At 44.1% G+C, this 20,726-nt stretch carries 17 protein-coding genes; 6 read left to right on the top strand and 11 right to left on the bottom strand.

The annotated features are described in order from the left end of the window. Positions 1–76: 76 nt before the first annotated feature. The 3 genes from JMX48_RS09610 to JMX48_RS09600 all read left to right on the top strand — a co-directional run bounded on the left by JMX48_RS09610 (position 77) and on the right by JMX48_RS09600 (position 3,236). Entirely contained in the window at positions 77–1,756 is a 1,680-nt protein-coding gene (locus tag JMX48_RS09610) for a carbon starvation protein A (RefSeq protein ID WP_201537083.1), read from the top strand. A 100-nt stretch (positions 1,757–1,856) separates the two neighbouring features. Next, positions 1,857–2,150 carry a cory-CC-star protein gene (locus tag JMX48_RS09605; protein WP_201537081.1) on the top strand — a complete coding sequence of 98 codons (294 nt, stop codon included), beginning with the start codon at positions 1,857–1,859 and terminating at the stop codon, positions 2,148–2,150. A gap of 45 nt (positions 2,151–2,195) precedes the next feature. Then, positions 2,196–3,236 carry an ArsA family ATPase gene (locus JMX48_RS09600; protein WP_201537079.1) on the top strand — a complete coding sequence of 347 codons (1,041 nt, stop codon included), beginning with the start codon at positions 2,196–2,198 and terminating at the stop codon, positions 3,234–3,236. Positions 3,237–3,281: 45 nt separating this feature from the next. Here the strand turns inward: JMX48_RS09600 and JMX48_RS09595 are convergent, their stop codons facing one another. The 3 genes from JMX48_RS09595 to JMX48_RS09585 all read right to left on the bottom strand — a co-directional run bounded on the left by JMX48_RS09595 (position 3,282) and on the right by JMX48_RS09585 (position 7,584). Next, positions 3,282–4,955, bottom strand: a complete 1,674-nt coding sequence (locus tag JMX48_RS09595) for a DUF3482 domain-containing protein (RefSeq protein ID WP_201537077.1) — start codon at positions 4,953–4,955, stop codon at positions 3,282–3,284. Between the two features lie 102 nt (positions 4,956–5,057). Next, positions 5,058–6,047 (bottom strand): sterol desaturase family protein, encoded by a 990-nt coding sequence (locus JMX48_RS09590; RefSeq protein ID WP_201537075.1) that lies wholly within the window; start codon positions 6,045–6,047, stop codon positions 5,058–5,060. Positions 6,048–6,213: 166 nt separating this feature from the next. Next, positions 6,214–7,584, bottom strand: a complete 1,371-nt coding sequence (locus tag JMX48_RS09585; RefSeq protein ID WP_201537073.1) for a DUF2868 domain-containing protein — start codon at positions 7,582–7,584, stop codon at positions 6,214–6,216. A gap of 420 nt (positions 7,585–8,004) precedes the next feature. Between JMX48_RS09585 and JMX48_RS09580 the strand changes: the two genes are divergently transcribed. Then, positions 8,005–8,766: an SDR family oxidoreductase gene (locus JMX48_RS09580; RefSeq protein WP_201537071.1), complete on the top strand. Its 762-nt coding sequence runs from the start codon at positions 8,005–8,007 to the stop codon at positions 8,764–8,766. Between the two features lie 119 nt (positions 8,767–8,885). Here the strand turns inward: JMX48_RS09580 and JMX48_RS09575 are convergent, their stop codons facing one another. The 4 genes from JMX48_RS09575 to prpF form a co-directional block, all read right to left on the bottom strand. After that, positions 8,886–10,382, bottom strand: a complete 1,497-nt coding sequence (locus JMX48_RS09575; protein WP_201537069.1) for a bifunctional 2-methylcitrate dehydratase/aconitate hydratase — start codon at positions 10,380–10,382, stop codon at positions 8,886–8,888. 133 nt (positions 10,383–10,515) lie between these two features. Next, positions 10,516–11,148, bottom strand: coding sequence for a GNAT family N-acetyltransferase (locus JMX48_RS09570; protein ID WP_201537067.1), 633 nt, complete (start codon positions 11,146–11,148; stop codon positions 10,516–10,518). Positions 11,149–11,220: 72 nt separating this feature from the next. Next, complete coding sequence (locus JMX48_RS09565; RefSeq protein WP_227687971.1) at positions 11,221–13,071, bottom strand: ABC transporter ATP-binding protein; 1,851 nt, start codon at positions 13,069–13,071, stop codon at positions 11,221–11,223. Positions 13,072–13,327: 256 nt separating this feature from the next. Next, complete coding sequence (prpF, locus tag JMX48_RS09560) at positions 13,328–14,581, bottom strand: 2-methylaconitate cis-trans isomerase PrpF (RefSeq protein WP_201537065.1); 1,254 nt, start codon at positions 14,579–14,581, stop codon at positions 13,328–13,330. A 147-nt stretch (positions 14,582–14,728) separates the two neighbouring features. Between prpF and JMX48_RS09555 the strand changes: the two genes are divergently transcribed. Then, positions 14,729–14,950, top strand: a complete 222-nt coding sequence (locus JMX48_RS09555) for a TA system antitoxin ParD family protein (protein ID WP_201537063.1) — start codon at positions 14,729–14,731, stop codon at positions 14,948–14,950. A gap of 3 nt (positions 14,951–14,953) precedes the next feature. Further along, entirely contained in the window at positions 14,954–15,244 is a 291-nt protein-coding gene (locus JMX48_RS09550; RefSeq protein ID WP_201537061.1) for a type II toxin-antitoxin system RelE/ParE family toxin, read from the top strand. 3 nt (positions 15,245–15,247) lie between these two features. Here JMX48_RS09550 and JMX48_RS09545 read toward each other — a convergent pair whose 3' ends face one another. The 4 genes from JMX48_RS09545 to prpB all read right to left on the bottom strand — a co-directional run bounded on the left by JMX48_RS09545 (position 15,248) and on the right by prpB (position 20,625). Continuing rightward, positions 15,248–15,475 carry a type II toxin-antitoxin system Phd/YefM family antitoxin gene (locus tag JMX48_RS09545; protein ID WP_201537060.1) on the bottom strand — a complete coding sequence of 76 codons (228 nt, stop codon included), beginning with the start codon at positions 15,473–15,475 and terminating at the stop codon, positions 15,248–15,250. A gap of 132 nt (positions 15,476–15,607) precedes the next feature. After that, entirely contained in the window at positions 15,608–18,277 is a 2,670-nt protein-coding gene (gene acnD / locus JMX48_RS09540; RefSeq protein WP_265088781.1) for a Fe/S-dependent 2-methylisocitrate dehydratase AcnD, read from the bottom strand. A gap of 236 nt (positions 18,278–18,513) precedes the next feature. Continuing rightward, a complete protein-coding gene (gene prpC, locus JMX48_RS09535) occupies positions 18,514–19,641 on the bottom strand; it encodes a 2-methylcitrate synthase (RefSeq protein ID WP_201537059.1) in 1,128 nt (375 codons plus the stop codon). A 90-nt stretch (positions 19,642–19,731) separates the two neighbouring features. Beyond that, positions 19,732–20,625, bottom strand: coding sequence for a methylisocitrate lyase (prpB, locus tag JMX48_RS09530; RefSeq protein WP_201537058.1), 894 nt, complete (start codon positions 20,623–20,625; stop codon positions 19,732–19,734). Between the last annotated feature and the right edge of the window lie 101 nt (positions 20,626–20,726).

Genomic DNA, 20,726 nt, shown 5'->3' with positions numbered 1-20,726 from the left:
TAGCATATTTTTTATAATTTGATTTAAAAAGCTTGAACTTGTAAGGCTATCTAATACTCGTCTAGGGAGAGATAAAATGAATAGTGCTATTGTACTGATATTTGGCGTAGTCGCCATGCTTCTCGGCTACGTGTTTTACTCAAAATTTATTGCCACTAAAATTTTGGCATTGGACAACAGTATTCCCACGCCAGCGCATACAATGAAGGATGGGGTGGATTATATCCCTACCAATAAGTACGTATTGTGGGGTCATCATTTTACGTCAGTGGCAGGGGCTGCACCTATCATTGGTCCTGCCATTGCGGTTATTTGGGGCTGGCTGCCTGCTATTATTTGGGTCGTATTGGGTACTATTTTTATGGCTGGCGTACACGATATGTCAGCTATTTGGGCTAGTATGCGCAATAAAGGTCAATCGATTGGCTCTATTGCTGGTACCGTTATGGGTACCCGCGTGCGCAGTTTAATGATGATCGTTATCTTTTTATTATTACTAATGGTAAATGCTGTATTTGGCGTTGCTATTGCTAATATGATGATCAAAACGCCATCTGCTGTATTGCCAGTTTGGGGCGCGTTGGTAGTTGCCTTTATTATTGGCCAGTGTATTTATCGCTATAAAATGAATTTGGTTTGGGTATCAATTATCGGGGTAAGTGCTTTGTATGGGCTAATCTACCTTGGTCCCATGTTCCCGATTGTGTTACCCGAGACTATTTTTGGATTACCTGATAACGCAGTATGGATTCTGATTTTATTTGCTTATGCAGCAGTCGCCTCCTTATTGCCTGTTTGGATGCTGCTACAACCGCGCGATTATATCAATGGTCTGCAGTTATTCGTCGGCTTAATCTTATTGTACGCTGCTATTTTTATTGCAACGCCCAATATCGTCGCGCCAGCCATCAATACCGCACTGCCTGTCGGTACGCCGTCAATCATGCCGTTATTGTTTGTCACGATTGCTTGTGGTGCGATCTCGGGTTTCCATGGTTTAGTGGCGACAGGAACGACCTCTAAGCAGATCGATAAAGAAGAAGATGTACGCTTCGTTGGGTATTTTGGTGCATTGGGTGAAGGTATGCTCGCGCTGGGTGCGATTTTGGCAGCAACCGCAGGTTTTGCGACACTCGGTGATTGGGAAGCGGTTTATCAAAAATTTGGTGATGGTTCTATTGGTGCCTTTATTGATGGTGGCGCTACTATATTAAATGCGGGTGTTGGTATCGATATGGTGCTATCACAGACGATGCTTACGGTAATGGCAGCCTTGTTCGCGGGTACCACTATGGATACGGGCGTACGCTTACAACGTTATATTTTCCAAGAATTTGGTGAATTTTATAACTTGCCAGTACTCAATAAGAGTGTGGTAGCAACTTTTCTCGCTGTCGGAAGCTGTTTACTATTAGCATTTGGCGCAGGTGGCATCGATGGTGCTGGCGGTATGATTATCTGGCCGCTATTTGGCACGACCAATCAGCTAATGGCCGCTTTAACATTGATGATCGTCACTGTTATCTTGTTACGTAAGGGTAAGCCTGTCTGGTATACCTTAGCGCCATTGTCATTCTTGTTAGTCATGACCGTTTTCGCTTTATTGATTCAGCTAAAAACCTTTTATGTGGACAAAAATTGGCTGCTGATTATCATGGACATTATCATTTTGGTCGCAACCATTTTGGTGACGTTTGAGAGTTTTTCTGTACTACGCAAAGAATGGACGATTCATAAAGGCAAAAAGGACGTCTAAACAGTAGGCAATAGGTATAAAAAACGTCAGCGATTGCTGGCGTTTTTTATACCATATAGGCATGATAGATCATCAGTAACAAGCAAAGCATGGGTAAATTATGGAAAATAAAAATATTATAAACGATGTAGAAAATACTCAGCCATGGTGGCAACGGTTTGTCGCTGGGCTAAATGAGTTCTATCATGCACCTTATCGGCAAACGATGGCGCGCGCTGCACGTGATGAAGAAGATTTTTTTATGCTACTAATGTTTGCCGAGAGTTTAGGTATTGATAATCCTGCCAGCTTTTATACCTTGGAATTGCAGCCGTTATTTTTAGAAAATTTCCACGAATGGCATACACGCATGGGTATGGATAGATGTCCCTTTGACCACGTTGGTTGCTGCTAGTTAATTCTATGTTGATAAAAATTGATTAAAAAATGAGATACGAGTATGGCATTACACTCTCTGCATACATTGGTAGAACAACTGACCACGCAACCCATTATATTTATCGGAGGAAAGGGCGGTGTGGGCAAAACCACAACGGCCGCTGCACTTGCCAGCTATTATGCTAGCCAGCAGCAAAAAACCTTGATTGTCTCAACTGATCCAGCCCATAGCTTGGGCGATGTGTTAAACATAAAACTAAATAACGAAAAAACAGCGATAAATCTTTATCTTGATGCCATTGAGCTAAATCCTGAAGTCATCGTCGATGAGCATTTCGCTCAAGTTGAACGTACGATTAAGTCCTATGCCAATCCAGATATGATGCCCAAAATTCGCGAGCATTTAAGGCTCTCAAAGTCAGCCCCTGGCGCACAAGAAGCGGCTATGCTCGAGTCTATGTGTCAGCATTTGGTCGCGGCAGCGGATGCGGGCTATGATCATATTATTTTTGATACGGCGCCAACAGGCCATACTTTACGCTTACTGGTGCTGCCAGAAATGATGGGTGCGTGGACAGATGGGCTGCTTGCCCAGCAAAGGCGACAGGCGAAATTGCGTTCAGTAGCAAATCATTTAGACAGTCACAATCAAAAAGACAGCGCTCAGCAAAAAGAGGACGCTCAAAAAAACAATGTGGCCAATCCGTTTGCCCCAAAAAAATCTGACCGATGGGAGCAAGCCGTTTCCGTGCTAGAAAAACGCAAACAGCTGTTTCGTCAGGCTGGATTGTTGCTTCATGACCGTACGCAGACAGCGATTGTATTGGTCATGACTGCTGATGTATTACCACTCGCTGAAACCAGACGTGCTATCGAACAATTGGAAGACAGTAAGCTCACGCCAGCAGCGATAGTTATTAATCAACTCATAGCGCCATCACAGTCTGATGAGTTTTGGCAGCGTCGTGCTGATAGGCAACAGCAACTGATGCAGGATATCGAACAGAATTTTGTCAATTATCCGCTATATCCAATTTATCTACAGCAAACAGATGTGCGTGGTACGGATGCACTAAGCGCACTATTGCAACCATCGTCGTAAGGAAGGTATTAAAAACCAGCTATACGTCTAGTCAAGATTGGCTGGCTACTCACGATTATGTGACTGCAACTTACCTGAAAGCGACCAAGCCATATCTAACCGCAAACTTTGGGCCAGTTCTGCTTTACCGCTACTGAGCGATGACCATTGCGGTTTGCCACGTGCTTTTTTGAGTTCACTCGGTAGCTTGTTCGTTGACCATGGTGTCACCGCACTGTCTTCTTTATCGTTATTTTCAGCTATTAGGTCGGTACTGTCTTTATCACCTTTATACAATAGTTGCGTGGCATCAGTAGCCGCGTGCCCGCGATGGCGTAAGGCAGTGAGTAAATCTATCGCACGAGTTGCAAGTAAGGTGATGGTTGCAGGATCAATATATAAACGTTTTACGCCCGTTATCCGATCGGCGATACTACTGGTATTAGACAGTAATCCACCTGCGATACCGCCTATTGCCGCACCCAAGCCTAAAGTCGTGCCCAATGCCGCGGCATCGATGCCTAATCCTAACAACGCGCCAGCTGCTGCGCCAGATGTGGTGCGAATACCATAGCTTTTGAGCAACTCAGGATCAAAAGGATCTTGCTGATAGGCTTGTAATTCAAGCGGGGTCGCTGCCACTGCATTATCATAAAACTTATATAAATTAAGCAGATTGTGCTGCATCACGCGCTCACTTTGTCGAACGGCTTCTTGCATTTGCTGCAATACGGGCATCGGGTCGTCATCATCGCTAATCTCACGCACAAAAGCGGCGACATTCAATAAAAAATCTGCAATAATAATATTAGCCTCATCGTACAGCTGCGCCCAGTCTTCCGTTCGTCTTTGCATGAGTTGTTCAAGCATTTCTGAATGGGTGAGCATGGTCGCAAGGTTTTGCCACAAGCGCATTTCATCTGCAAACTCAAAAGCGACTGAATCAAAGCGGGTAGAGATGTGCAAGTTGCGCCTTGCCAGCATGGTCTGCCAATCATCGATATTGGCATGTTGGCTATCAGTGAAATTAAAAACTGGCATAACAGGTATCGCCGCCCAAGACAAAATAGCCAGCTCGTCTTTATACTTACCCAATACAGGCTCACGCGCATCGACGACATAAACCGCCATATCACTTGCTAGCAATTGGCGAATAACTTTTGCTTCTTGGCTATAGTCATGATTCTGTGGATCATAATTGTTTGAAGCGCCATTCTCATTGCCTTGCGCGATATCTGCTGCCAAAAATTGCTGTAGACGCTCAATACCATCGCGACGACTGGCGGTATTATCCTCTAACCAATCCATGAGTCCGGATGCGTCTTCTAGACCTGGCGTATCATATAACGCCACCAGTACCTCACCAGTTTGGCTATCGGTCAGTTGGGCACGTTCAACATGACGTGTCGTCGCGGCTTCGTTTTTTACTTCACCAAAATAAACGTCACGTAATAGCGTGCGCAAAATAGAGGTTTTACCTGTATTGGTATGACCAACCACCGCCAATTTTAGCGCTTCACCGCTGGCTATCGTTTTTTTGGGCGTATGACTAAACTCGTCATCTTTGGTTAATGCCTGCTTGTTTGATGATAATTCATCATTGGTCGCAATGGCTTGATTGGGTGGTTGTGGTGGTTGATTGTCTATGACAGGCGTTCTATCATAAGCTTTATCCGCAAAAAGCCCGGCAGATTTGGTGCTATTATTATTCTGGTTATCTTTTTTGTTCTTATTACTCATAATAGAATCTTATATAAATTATTGATGCTTAAAAAACATAGTAGCCGTTTATTTTGAATAAGTCTGGATGAGTATCGGTATTCATACAATCATTTTTAATCGCTAATCGGCTTTAGGTGAGGCAGCACTAGGCGGATAAAATAATACTTTGAGCTTTTTCTTTAACCCTTTAGTACGAAAAAACCGTTGCCACATACGGTAAAAAACGCCAAAGATGAGGCTGGCAATATTATCGTGACTGTCTTCGCCAACTGCCCCGTATTTTACGGGATTATTGATAATATCTTCTTCTACATACGTACCAAACCATCGATCAAAGACAATAAGCACACCGCCATAATTTTGATCAATGTACATGTCATTGGTACCATGATGGGCACGGTGGTTGGACGGTGTATCAAAGACATACTCAATCCATTTTGGAAATTTACCAACTGTTTCCGTATGAATAAAGAACTGATAAATTAAATCTAACGCGTAAAAGAAAAATACCCATACTGGATGAACACCAAGCATCATAAGCGGCACAAAGAATACCCACCAGCCTGTGACTGAGTATAATAAACTTTGGCGCATGGCAGTAGAGAGGTTCATATGGTCATCGGAATGATGCACGACATGGGCTGACCAAAACCAATTGACTCGGTGTGAGGCCCGATGAAACCAATAATAGCTAAATTCAACGGCGACGAATATAGGAATGGCGGTGAGTAATGTTACATCAATGGTAAATAGACGATATTGGTATAGCCACAGACAAATGGGCAAGACAATGAGCGCTTGAACAATAAGCTCAAAGCCCAAGTAGGAGCCGCCCAAACTGAAATTGGTCATCGCGCGTCGTAAGCCAAAGGCACTACTACGACCACGCTTGGATTGGTAGAACCATTCCGCTAAAAATAGTAAGAAAAATGGCCCACCAGCCAGCGGTAATAACCATTCTTGCCAGTGCGCAGGTAAAATATTGACCAGCATTGGCTGCCATGATTCAGGAGACATGGCCAAGATACTTTGGTTCAACGCATCCTTGTAACCATCTAATATCTGACCATATTGACCCAGCGTCATAAGGTTATTATCTACTGCTACCATACTGGACTCCTATCCGCTATAAACGTTCCTTGTCATCTCAGTATTATGATACTAAACTTATTCAGAAGTATTGATAAAAACAGTGCCGTGTCAGTTTTCTTTGGCTTAATTAATATGACCACTCACTATTGATCTGTTTATTGATATATAAATAAAACGAATGCCATTAGGCACGAACTTTAACTAGACCAATCTTTCGAGCTGAGAGCGCCGTTTGCCACTGTTGGTATCGAACATTTTCATGGTCTAATAATGATGCTTCTGACGTAAGTCCTGTATCAGTAAGTAGCTGTACGATCAGTCCGTCTTTGGCGTGAGTAGCGATCTGATCGAGTTTGCGCAGTGTGCCACGATCGGGCAACGCGTTTTTATGAATGCCCAGTAGCACTTGCACAGGATGACTCTCTAAATAACGCTGTAATCGTGCCATATCATCACGATCATCAACGATGCCGAAGTTCTCTACCTTGCTATTATCATTAATATTGGCATCAATACCTATTTGCCACCAGTTATCCTGCTCTGATGGATATTCAAGTAACGCCACCAACTTCTTGCCAGCACTCACGGTCGCCTGTGGTGCAATAGGTGCGGGCGCTTCCTGAAAGTCATCAGCATCGACCACGTGACGCTGCCAAAAATTCAAAATCTTTTGATAATAAGGCAGCTTGATATCTAAGCGCATTTTTTTGCGGCGGAACATAAGCGCACAAAATGACCATGCAATTGCTCGCGGCACTATCCCGTACATGAGCAAACTACCCACCAACAAGCTCGACCATTGCCGCGCAACCGTCAATGGCATTGCCTCTGTCACCAATCGGCTCTGTATGATAGCCGTACTGTCTGGCACACCAAAGCCCACCATACTTGGTAGCCATCCGAGCACTTGAGTTAAAGAAATAAGTGCCTGATCGGAGAGTAGGGTCGACTCCCAGCTAAAGCTATACTGGCGTACGATTAATAAAAATATAATCGCAAAGAGCATGCCTGTTAAGGTAGCGAGCCATAATTGATGGCTAAAACGACCTAAATACCAACGCATACCGCTGTGTTGCAACTGACGTTCGTACAAATCAACGGCTGCTTTGGTGACGTCATCTTTACCACGTATGAGATAACTGGGGCTGACAAAGCTGGCAAACCAATTCGATGATTGTTTGCCTTGATTAATCAGTGACATCACAAGCCAGCCGACCAGCATAAGGGTATGAAAACCAAGTAAGCAGACCAATACGTAAAAGAAATTCACGACATTGGCTTGTAACAAGGTAAATAATCCTAAAAATCCCGATATGCACCACACCACACTCATGACCACCATGATGCCTTTGATACGGCCATCAATCTTACCCAATACGCGTGCCAACGCGCCGTTACTATCAATCCGAGCCGCGCGTCGGTACAGTTTTTGGATGGGTTTTCCCTCTTCACTTTGTAATTTTTCAGTGATGAGGAGCGGATCAGTGGCAAAAACATGCTGCTGAGTCTCAAGCGTGCGTACCAGCTCAGTCAGCTGATCTTGGGGTGATAACATAGGGTGATAGCATCCGTATAAAGACATTCATTTAGAAGATGATTTTTGATTATTGTAGCGTATATATAATGACGATTACTGCTGTTATTTTGCAGCGTCTTAAGCCAATAAAAAAATAAACGAGCACCTCTTAAGCATTTTTGTCATGGTAAATGCGCTAAAAATCAGCCAGAATGAATTATAGACGAGATAATGATAACCATGAAGGTAAGCCGTATACTAGGGCATGTCCTCAATTCAAGCGATTGTATCTAAATGGGCTAAAAATGGCTAAATTTTGCCAAACATTGTCAAATAGCTGATTAATATCTCGATATTATTTGCGCTATTTTCCTCGTTTGACGGTAATTTATCTCATTTTTATAACCATTTTTAAAATGAGGACATGCCCTAACAAAAAATACAAAAAAAGGAATCGTTATGAATACCAAAACTTATCTGATCATCGGCGGTACAGGTGGCATTGGCAGAGCCATGGTGGAGCAATTGTTAGAGAGTACGTCTAATAGTGTTAGCCGTGACAGTGTGCAGGTCTTTGCAACTTATCATAAAAGCGTTCCTGATTTTGAAGCAGACAATCTGCATTGGATACCCATGGACATCTGTGATGAAGAAAGTATCAAACAAGCCGCTGATGTCATGAGTCAGCAAACTGGCCATATTGATTGGCTCATCAACTGTGCAGGCCTCTTACACACGGCGACGCAGCAACCAGAAAAATCCCTACGGCAGATTGAGACGGATTTTTTCTTAATAAATATGCAGGTTAATGCTTTAGCTGGTTTGCTTATTGCTAAGCATTTTAAACCTTTATTAGCCAAATCTGAGCGCAGCAATGATCACCCTGCCGTTTTTGCCACCATTTCCGCACGAGTTGGTAGTATCAGCGACAATCAGTTGGGCGGTTGGTATAGCTATCGCATGAGTAAGGCGGCGCTCAATATGGGCATGAAAAATCTGAGTATCGAATGGGCGAGATCACTCAAAGACGTGTGTGTGGTTGTCATGCAACCAGGAACCGTCAACACGCAACTGTCAGCGCCTTTTCAGGGCAATGTGGCTGACGGTCAGTTATTCTCGCCAGCCTATAGCGCGGAGTGCTTGTTAGAAGTGCTGAGCCGTATGACTGCCGTTCAATCGGGCAGCTTTGTGGATTGGGCAGGTGAATCCATACCTTGGTAGCGCCAAGCGATTAAAAATTGGTACTGAAGCAGTCAATCAAAATAGGGCGTGTCGTTGTTGCTAATATGCTAACAACGACACGCCCTATTTTATTTATCAGACCTTGGATACGTCAATACTTAGTTCGTCATGAATAAATCCATAAATTCATTGACAGGTATTTTTTCTAAGCGCTGTTGATCGTTACAGAGGGAGAAAATATCTTCACAGCGACTGTCGATAAAACGTGTCGCCAGACTCGCTCGAAACTTGGCTTCTAAGACAGGCAAACCTTCTGCGCGGCGGCGTTTATGACCGATGGGATATTCTACAGCGACTTTATCGGTACTGGTACCATCTTTAAAAAACACTTGAATGGCATTGGCAATCGAACGTTTACTTGGGTCGTGGTAGTCTTGTGAGTACCGAGGATCTTCTTCTACGACCATTTTGCGGCGTAACTCATCGATCAATATATGATGCTGTTCATGATAATCGTCTTCATAATTCTCCGCCATCAAATCACCTGTCAGCAACGGCACAGCGACCATGTATTGCAAGCAATGATCTCTGTCAGCAGGATTGGCAAGCTCGCCTTGTTTGGAGATGATCCGAATCGCTGAGTCATGAGTGGTCAAAACGATTTTTTCAATATCATCAATTCTGTCATCAATGCGTGGAGATAAAATAACAGCCGCCTCGCATGCTGTCTGCGCATGGAACTCAGCGGGAAAGCTTATCTTAAATAAGACGTTTTCCATCACATAACTGCCAAAGTCTCGCTGAAAAGTGAAGCGGCGTTCGCTCTCAGGTTTGAGGGCCAAGTCCTTATTGGTATGGCTAAAGAGCACGTCATAAAATCCCCACTGCGGTGCCGTTAGTGCACCCGGAATGCCCATTTCGCCGCGGCGAGTAATATCGACCAAACGCACAGCACGACTGGTCGCATCACCTGCTGCCCAAGACTTTCGGCTACCCGCATTGGGCGCATGTCGATAAGTACGCAGTGCTTGTCCGTCGACGATGGCTTGTGAGATCGCAGCCATGATACGCTCGCGTGGTAGCTTGTATAGTTTGGCAACCACAGCCGTCGAGGCTAATTTTACCAAAAACACATGATCCAGCCCAACACGATTAAAGGAATTGTCTAATGCTAGCACCCCTTGAATTTCGTGTGCCATAATCATCGCCTCTAACACGTTTCGCATGGTGAGGGGCGCATGACCTTGGCTGACGTTTTGCTGACTGATATAGTCCGCTACTGCCAAAATACCGCCGAGATTGTCTGACGGATGTCCCCATTCAGCGGCCAGCCAAGTGTCGTTATAATCTAGCCAGCGCACGATACAGCCGATATCAAAGGCAGCCTTGATAGGGTCAAGGCGATAGGAGGTGCCGGGCACGCGTGCGCCATTTGGGGTAATTTGATCGGGGCAATCGGGGCCCAAATGCTTGGTACATTCAGGAAAACGCAGGGCAAGTAGACCGCAGCCAATGGTATCCATTAAACAGTAGCGGGCGGTACTCCAAGCGTCATCACTGTTTTCGTTATCGATGGAGTAATTTAAAACATAATCCGCGATTTTTTGGATTTCATCGTCATATTCTGGACGGACATTGCTTTCGACATTAGACATAATCGTTACCTCTTCCTTGAGTGTGCTATTTCGTTAAGCATCTATCATTACAATGCTCATCAATCAAAAGTAGCACAGTCAATATGGAACAGCCAAATTGAATTATGTTAAGAATTAAAACGTTGCAAGCCGTTTAAATCATCAAATACAGCAAACCTAAAACAAACAAAGCGGCCAAGATAAAAAGTAGAGCGCTTAAAACTTTGTTCGTCGTAGACGATGGAGAGGTGTAAGCCCGCTCTTTTCTCACTTTGGTTTTTTTGGCAACGTACAGCACCATCTTCACATGCTCAATGTTTTCTTCAAGATAATGATCGCCTTCAGGCACAAACCCCAAAGATTCATAAAAGCTCAGTAAGTAGACTTGGGCAGAAATGATAATAGGTCGCTTTTTACCGTATTTTTTACGGCAGTGCGCAATTGCTTGGGTCATTATTTGTCTTGCTATACCATCGCCTCGGTGCGCTGACAGTACGAGTACACGACCGATGGCAGGCATAGCAGCGTTAATGGGCTTGATAGCAGGATCGGCGATTGCAATATTGGACGTAAGCTTATTGAATTCAGGCGGAATAATACGGCAATAACCCACCAACGCTTCATTTTGATGAGCAATCAGGTGCAAGCAGTCGAAATCGACTTCATCCATATCTTGGTAGGCGCAGTTTTGTTCAACCACAAAAACTTGCGAGCGCGCTTTCAAGATATGATACAGATCAACTGAGGTCAGCTCATCAAAGGTTTTGATAGTAAATGTACAGGTCATAGTGGTTCAGCTTTTGACAATAGACTTTAAAAGAGTGGCATTATAACGAGTTAGGCAGGCATTAACCACTGATCAGCCATTGATAGTTTGGCTGATCTTGTCCAAATTTAAACTATCAGACATGGCGCTAAATATCTCGAAATACTTACCGTGTTTTTCATATAGCGCTTCGTGAGTACCTGTCTCGACCACGCGACCATCTTCTATCACAACCAAATCATCGGCATCGATAATTTGAGCAATATTGTGCGAGACCATAATCACCGTGCGGTCTTTTTTGATGAGGTCGAGGCTTTTTTTGACTTGTTGACTGGCAATCGCATCAAGACTGGCAGTTGGCTCATCCAAAAACACAATAGGCGGATCTTTTAAGAACATCCGTGCCAGCGCAATACGCTGCTGTTGACCGCCTGACAATGATTTAGCGGTACTCTCATAACCCTCTGATAACGATATAATTTGCTCATGAATCGAGGCTTTTTTGGCAGCGACGATAATATCTTCATCGGTAGCATTCATATCGCCATAACGAATATTTTCGCTAATCGTACCCGAAAATATATGATTGCTTTGTAGTACCAAGCCAATATTTTGACGCAACTCATGGGTATCGCAGTCGGCCAAATCATGCCCATCTAGACATATAGTGCCAGCATCTGGCGCGTAAAACTTCACCAATAGATTGATAATAGTACTCTTGCCAGCGCCGCTTAAGCCCACCAGCGCCGTAATGCGATTGGGTTTAATAGTAAAGCTGATATCTTTTAGTGCTTGCGTGCCATTAGGATAAGTAAAATCAACGTTTTTTAGCTCAATGTGACCTTTTAGATTTTTACTGCTCCTGCCATCGACATTTTCAACTTGCTCGTCATCTTCTAAGATATCAAAGAAGCCTTCAGCATAAGTCAGGGCGTTATTGATTTGATCATAGATACGGTGCAATTGACGAATAGGGGCGGCCACGTTTTGAAACAGCATGACATGGAATAAAATCATACCGATGGTCATCTGGCCTTTTAACACAAAGTAGGACGTCAGCAGAATGATCACCACCACGCCTATTTGTTCAATAAAGGTCTTTATGGCATCGTAAATAAAACCAATACTACGAATACGCAGCTGATTATCAGTCATGTCTTTCTGAATGGTTAAATGCTTCTCCGCCTCAATAGATTCACGGACAAAAGACTTTACCACGCTGATAGAGTTAATCAGTGAGATGACCAAACCACTTTTGGCTTCTCGATAACCACGCATTTGACGACGAAAACCTTGTAGACGCCGCGCTTGTTTTTGACTGATGAAGAAGTAAATCGGAATGATAATAAGACCAACCAAGCCGATCCAAACGTTGGTCGAAAACATAATGATAAGTGAGACAATCGCACTGGCAAACAGCGGTAGCATATCGATAAAGAAGTTTTGCACAAGACTGGTTAGACTGCTAACGCCATAATCGATACGGGTTTGCAGCTTACCACTGTCGTTTTCGCTACTGGTATAAAACGACATGCGGTAGGTTAGGATACGCTCAATGATTTTTTGTGATAAATCACGCGACAGATTGATGCGAATCTTTTCACCGTAAAAGCGCTGACCAAAAGAGATGAATATCGACAGTATCTCTTTTGTCAAAAGCACCGCGCTGATGATGCCGAGCATACGCAAACCTGCTGCCCAAGGTTCGGCAAGGGTGGCAATCTCGGTTAAAGTATCAACCGCATAGCGCAGTACAAAGGCATTGACCTGTGCGGTAAAAGAGCCAAGCACCGTCAATATTAAGGTCGCTATAATTAAGGTTTTATAAGGCGCAGCAAAGACGGCAAGTTTTTTTAGGATATCCCACAGTAATGCCCGCCGCTCCGTTTTTTTGAGTGGCGGTTTTTTGAATTGAGATTTGCTAAGTTCAGGGGTGGTTGGCATATAGTTGATCTATTAGTCGTAGTCATTAAATAATTGATGATGTGAATATAAAAGTGCTGTAGCAGCAAAAATTTTAGAAAATCTGACAGTTAGCTTTTATGATAGCAGTATTATCCTGTAATTTTATTCGAAAATACAGCTGATGGATGCAAATGGTACAGCTAAGCCGTCTTTACTACCCTTCATAGGACAAAATGGACTGCTAACGAGCAGTCCATTTATTTTAATATCTAGTGTCTTAAGCTACTGATAAGCTTTAAAAACTATCCGCTGGTATAAATACTTGTCCAACCATGATACGACGAGCTGAACGACTCATCGAGACCTTTTTTGCTTGCCAGCGACCATCGACTTGTTCGGTTTTTCCGCCTACTAACAAAGTACCAGAGGGATGACCAAAGCGTACTTCTGAGAATTCGCTACCGCCAGCGGCTTCGTTGACCAATGTACCTTGCGTCGTCGCTGCGGCGGCAATCGCGACCGCTGCCGTGCCCATCATCGCATGATGCAATTGACCCATGCTCATCGCTCGTACGACCAAATCAATGTCATTGGCATCAACGGCTTTGCCACTAGAGGCGCTGTAGCTTTGAGCAGGTGCGACCCACGCAAGCTTTGGCATGTGCTGACTGGTTTGCGCCTCACTAACGTCTTTGAACAGCCCCATCGCAACGCCACCTTTGGCTCGGATACTCTCAAGCTTGGCAAGTAGCTCACCATCACTATTGATGTCACCTTGTAGTTCAATGCCAGTAAAGCCCAAATCTTCAGCCTTCATAAAAATGGTCGGGATACCTGCACTGATAAAGGTGGCTTTGATACTATCGGCATTTAGACCAAAACCAGACACATCAAAATCATCGACCAAATTACCAGTAGGGAACATATCGCTTGATGAGTCTACCGGATCAATAAATTCAATTTTTACTTCAGCGGCAGGGAAGGTAACACCATCCAATTCAAAGTCGCCCGTTTCTTGCACTTGGACATTGCCTTGCGCGTCCGTATAAATGGGCACATGGGCGATGATGGTTTTACCGATATTCTGTTGCCAAATGCGTACTTCACAAATACCGTCATTAGTATCTTTATTGATACTGTTGGCAATTTTTTTCGCATCTACCAAACCCATATTAATGGCACAAGCGCCGACGGCGGCGGTCAAGTTACCACAATTACCCGCCCAATCAATCATAGGCTTGGCGATGTTTACTTGTCCAAACAGGTAATTGACATCGTGTTCTGCTTTATCAGGGCTGTTATTGGCAGGTGACAAAATAACCGTTTTTGATGTGCTAGAAGTCCCATTGCCCAAACCGTCAATTTGTTTGCCATAAGGGTCTGGGCTACCGACGACGCGCAATAAGAAATTGTCACGGTCGCTGCCTACTTTCTGACAGCGTTCTGGCAAATCAGACAATTTAAAAAACATACCTTTTGAGGTGCCACCGCGCATATAGGTAGCGGGGATGGAGATTTGCGGGGCAAACTTAGTATTGGTTTGGCTCATGATTGAAAGTCCTTTTATTGGTTTTAAGTCATATTGACTTAATGGTATTAGTTAATAATTAGCACCTGTGGTAAAATGCCACAATATATCTGAAATATTAATACTAAATTATTCATAATTCTAAGTAAGTTAATCAAGGAGATTGTCATGGCAACAGCAAGTATTAGACTTGACCAAGCGTTAGTCGACAAGGCACACGCAATAGCAAGAGCACAGCATAGAACACCACCAAAACAAATAGAGCATTGGGCTACTATCGGTCAAATTATGGAAGATAATCCTGATTTATCTTACGAATTTGTGCGTCAGTTATTAATTGCTCAAGCAGAAGCTGATGCTGGTATGGTCGAGCCTTACGAATTTGGATAAATGATGACTCAATCTTTAAGTGTTATTCAGTCGCATAGCTTTAAGAAAGTCGTTAAAAAATTACATAAGAATCAGAAAGCTGATTTAGATAATGCTGTGCGTGACATTATTGATAACCCTGAGCTTGGTGAACAGAAAGCTGGCGACTTATCATCTGTACGTGTTTATAAGTTTAAAATGGTAAAGCAATTAACATTGCTAGCCTATCAGATTAACGATGGTGAGCTGGTTCTCACTTTATTGATGGTAGGAGCACATGAAAATTTTTATCGTGATGTTAAATTGATACTTTAACATTTATTTTTTATTCTCATACTGCGCAATAGACTTAGCCAAATGAGCCACATTAGCAGGCGACTTCAATAAATAAAGCGTTTCCATCAAGCTGTCATACTGTTTAAGCGACATCACTACCGCATCATTAGCTTTATAACGATTGATAATTATCACATCAGCATCGTCACTAACTGTATCTAAGATCACTTTAAGATTCTTTTTAGCTTCTGAAAAACGGACAATTTTCATAAATTTTCTCTTAGTCCTAACCTCTATAAAGTATCATACAAACATTACTCATTATCAATAGGGAAAGCCAACGCTATATACGATTTATACAACGTCAGCTCTTATTTTTTATACACTTACAACTCTAAAAACCTAAGCAATATCCAACGTACCATCGATAAACTCTTTAGCAAAGCGCTGTAGCATACCGCCCGCATGATACATTTTTACCTCATCGGCAGTGTCTAAGCGGCAAATGATAGGCACATCAAGTTTGCTACCGTCAGCACGGTTAATCACGAGCGTCATCATACCGCCAGCAGAGACTTCACCAGTGACATCAAATACTTCGGTGCCGTCGATATTCAAGGTATTACGAGTAACCCCTTTTTCAAACTGTAGCGGTAGGGCGCCCATACCGACTAAGTTCTGACGATGGATGCGCTCAAAGTCTTCGGCGACAACCACTTCTACACCCGCTAATCGCACGCCTTTGGCCGCCCAGTCACGGCTTGATCCTTGTCCATAGCCGTCACCGGCGATGATGATAAGGGGCTGCTCACGGTTCATGTAGGTTTCAATGGCTTCCCACATACGCATGACTTGACCTTCTGGTTCCACACGTGCCAGCGAGCCTTGAATCACGTTGCCATGCTTATTATCAATACCGTCACGAACCATCTCGTTTAGTAATTTCGGATTGGCAAAAGTCGCACGCTGCGCGGTTAAGTGGTCGCCGCGATGGGTGGCATAAGAGTTATAGTCCTCAGAGGGTAAACCCATGGTATCGAGGTATTCGCCAGCCGCTGAATCGCCCATAATGGCATTAGATGGTGACAGATGGTCAGTAGTGATATTGTCACCCAATACGGCAAGGGGACGCATGCCCGACAAGGCGTTTTTCTTGGCCATTTTACCTTCCCAATACGGAGGACGGCGAATATAAGTGGTCATCTCGCGCCAATCGTATAACGGGCTTAATGCTTTGCCAGTATCTTTTTTGGCCTCATCAAACATTGGGATATAAACAGCATTGAATTGTTCGGGCTTCACCGCTTTAGCGACGATCGCATCCACTTCATCATCATCGAACCAGATGTCTTTTAGATAAACGTCATTGCCGTTCTGGTCTTTGCCCAATGAGTCTTTTTCGATATCAAAGCGAATGTTACCCGCGATGGCATAAGCGATAACCAGAGGTGGTGAGGCTAAAAACGCTTGCTTGGCATAAGGGTGAATACGGCCATCAAAGTTACGGTTGCCTGATAATACGGCGGTCGTGAATAAATCATTATCAATGATTTCTTTTTCGATATCAGGGTCGAGCGCACCGCTCATACCGTTACAAGTCGTACAGGCGAAACCAACCACATCAAAGCCGATTTTTTGTAGATCCGGCATGAGACCTGCTTCTTCTAGGTACATTTTTACGGTTTTAGAACCAGGCGCTAATGAAGATTTTACCCAAGGCTTACGTAATAGACCTTTGGCATTGGCGTTACGAGCAACGAGGCCAGCCGCGACCATATTGCGAGGGTTTGAGGTATTGGTGCAGCTGGTAATGGCCGCGATAATGACCGCACCATCTGGCATGAGACCGTCTTTTGGTTCAGGAAGCTTATCTCCGTCACCGTGGGCGATACCTTTGGCAACCAAATCAGTGGTTGAAACGCGAGCATGCGGGCGCGAAGGACCTGCCATATTTCGTACAACAGCGGATAAATCAAACTCAAGCACACGGGCGTATTCCGCTTTTTCCATACCATCCGCCCACAAGCCAGTCTGCTTAGCATATTGCTCAACCAGTTTGATTTGAGCCTCAGAGCGACCCGTCAGACGGAGATAGTCAATAGTTTGCTCATCGATATAGAACATCGCAGCAGTTGCGCCATACTCTGGCGTCATATTGGAGATAGAAGCGCGGTCACCAACGCTCAGCTGGCGCGCACCTTCACCGAAGAATTCAATGTAAGTAGAGACCACGCCTGCATCACGTAAAAACTCGGTCATCGCCAGTACTAGATCCGTACCAGTAATGCCTTTTTGCAATTTACCCGTTAGCTTCACACCGACATAGTCTGGTAGGCGCATGTACGATGGATTGCCTAGCATCACGCTTTCAGCCTCTAACCCACCAACACCGATTGAGATCACACCCAAGGCATCAACCATGGGTGTATGGCTATCGGTACCAACCAAGGTATCGGCAAAGGCGACTTGTTCACCCGCTTTATTGTGTACGACTTGGACGACTGGCGACATTTTTTCTAGGTTAATTTGGTGCATGATACCGTTGCCGGGCGGTACAACGTTCACGTTATCAAAAGCATACTGGCACCAGTTGATAAAGTGAAAGCGGTCATCGTTACGGCGCTCTTCGATGGCGCGGTTTTTCTCAAACGCATCTTCTTCAAAGCCTGCGTGCTCAACCGCCAATGAATGATCGACGATTAATTGAGTTGGCACGATAGGGTTTACTTTTGATGGATCACCACCTTGTTCAGCGATGGCATCACGTAGACCTGCCAAATCAACAAAGGCGGTTTGACCTAAGATGTCATGACAAACGACGCGGGCAGGATACCAAGGAAAATCAAGATCTTGTTTGCCTTCGATATGTTGTTTTAATGCGGCAGTTAAGTCCTCGGGTGGACAACGACGAACCAAATTTTCACACAATACTTTTGAGCAAAATGGTAATTTATCATAAGCACCCGCTTCGATATTTTCAACGGCCTCGCGTGTGTCAAAGTAATATAGGTCGGTATCGGGTAGTGGCTTTTTAAAGGGTTCGTTCATCGGTTGTACTAAAGCGTTGTCCATAAGTCACCTTTGGCGGTTGGCTGTTTATATATAAAATAAAAAAGTCATTCTTTTAGCAAAACAACCATGAACATCATATGTGCTAGTAAGTTTTGCTAAAAGAATATTATTAAAAATTAGAGAAAATTTAAGTGAATAATTAAAAAGCGTAACGGCTAATTTCCAATAAATATTCGCTTTAACCGTTATAGGTTTATCAGCCAGCATTATTATTATGCTGGCTGACAATGAAATGATTAACGCGCACTCATATCAGGAACAGGACGCAATTCTTCACCGATATATTCTGCACTTGGGCGAATAATACGATTGTTCGCACGTTGCTCAAACACGTGTGCCGCCCAACCAGTTAAGCGAGAGCAGACAAAGATAGGTGTGAACAGTTTGGTTGGAATCCCCATGAAGTGATAGGTTGATGCATGGAAAAAATCGGCATTGGCGAACAGTTTTTTCTCACGCCACATGACTTCTTCTACGCGGACCGATACAGGATATAGCACCTCATCACCCACATCAGCCGCCAGTTTTTCAGCCCAGCCTTTAATGACCACGTTACGCGGATCTGACTCGCTATAGATGGCATGACCAAAGCCCATGATTTTGTCTTTACGCGCCAGCATTGCCATCATCTCTTTTTCAGCGTCATCAGCCGAGCCAAAGCCTTCGATCATGTCCATCGCCGCCTCATTCGCACCGCCATGTAAAGGGCCGCGCAATGAGCCAATCGCACCTGTGATGCAGGAGTGAAGGTCAGATAAGGTAGAAGCACAGACGCGAGCAGTAAAGGTCGAGGCGTTAAACTCATGCTCTGCATACAAGATAAGTGAGACGTTCATGACTTTTTCGTGTAGCTCGTTTGGCTTTTCGCCTTTTAGCAAATGCAAGAAGTGACCACCAACGGTCTCATCGTCCGTTTCCGTCTCGATACGCACGTTGTCATGAGTGAAGCGATACCAGTAGTTGATGATCGATGGGAATGTCGCAAGCATACGGTCGGCTTGGTCATTTTGCTCATCAAAACTCATTTCGGTCTCAAGATTGCCGAGCATAGAGCAACCCGTACGCAATACATCCATTGGATGCGCGTCCGCTGGGATACGCTCAAGCACGTCTTTTAATGACTGCGGCAGACCGCGTAAGCCTTTAAGTTTGGTTTGATAAGCATCAAGCTCAGTTTGAGTGGGCAAGTTGCCATAAAGCAGTAGATAAGCGACTTCTTCAAAGATGCATTTATCCGCCAATTCTGACACGTCATAACCACGATAGGTCAGACCTGAGCCTGATTTACCGACGGTTGATAGTGCGGTCTTGCCAGCGACTTGTCCACGGAGACCTGCGCCTGAAAGTTCTTTCTGTGCTGCCATGATTACATTCCTTTTGTGGGTAGCTTTTTATTGGGTATTACAGTGAAAAATACGGCTCATAAGTAATCGTTAATGGTCAATGATTAACAGTTATTTATTATCGGCAAACAGCTTGTCTAGCGTTTGCTCAAACTCATGATAGTTCAAGAAATCATATAGCTCCATACGGGTTTGCATGGTATCGACGACTTTTTCTTGTGTGCCATCGTTTAATAAATGCTGATAGACATTCAATGCCGCTTTGTTCATCGCACGAAAAGCAGATAGCGGATACAACACCATACCGACGCCCACACCATATAACTGCTCTGTGGTATAAAGATCTGTCTGACCAAATTCCGTCATATTAGCCAGTACTGGAATATCCAGCACATCGGTAAACTTACAATACATCTCGATATCGGTTAAGGCTTCAGCAAAGATCATGTCAGCACCCGCTTCTTGGAACGCAACGGCACGCTCAACCGCAGCGTCTAGACCTTCGACCGATAGCGCATCCGTACGCGCCATAATGACAAAATCAGGATCTGTTTTGGCATCTAATGCGGCTTTGAGGCGATCAACCATTTCTGAGATACTAACAATTTCTTTGTTTGGGCGGTGGCCACAGCGCTTTTGTGCCACTTGGTCTTCGATATGTACTGCTGCCACGCCTGCTTTTTCCATTTTTCTAATGGTTTGGGCGATATTAAACGCGCCACCAAAACCTGTATCAATATCTACCAATAATGGCGTATCTACGGCGTCCGTAATACGGCGCGCATCTTCTAACACGTTATCAAGGCTGGTCATGCCCAAGTCAGGCAGTCCAAATGACGAATTGGCAACACCTGCACCAGAAAGATATAACGCTTGGTGACCGACTTGGGTTGCCATCATAGCGGTGTAGGCATTAATCGCACCAGCAATCTGTAGAGGTTGATTGTTATCGTTTTTTTGTTTTAGGGCACTGCGAAAGCGTGCGCCAGCTGAAGATGAGGTCATTTTGTCGTCCTTGCATAAGAGGTTTGTATGATCGTTATGGGTATAGATTATACCCAATTATCATCACCTACAAAGTTCGATTTCACTATAATTAATTAGAT

It is taken from the genome of Psychrobacter immobilis (assembly GCF_904846225.1).
Taxonomy (GTDB): Bacteria; Pseudomonadota; Gammaproteobacteria; order Pseudomonadales; family Moraxellaceae; genus Psychrobacter; species Psychrobacter immobilis_F.
The sequence above is the reverse complement of the archived record's forward strand: the minus strand, read 5'-3'. Positions and strand labels throughout refer to the sequence as shown.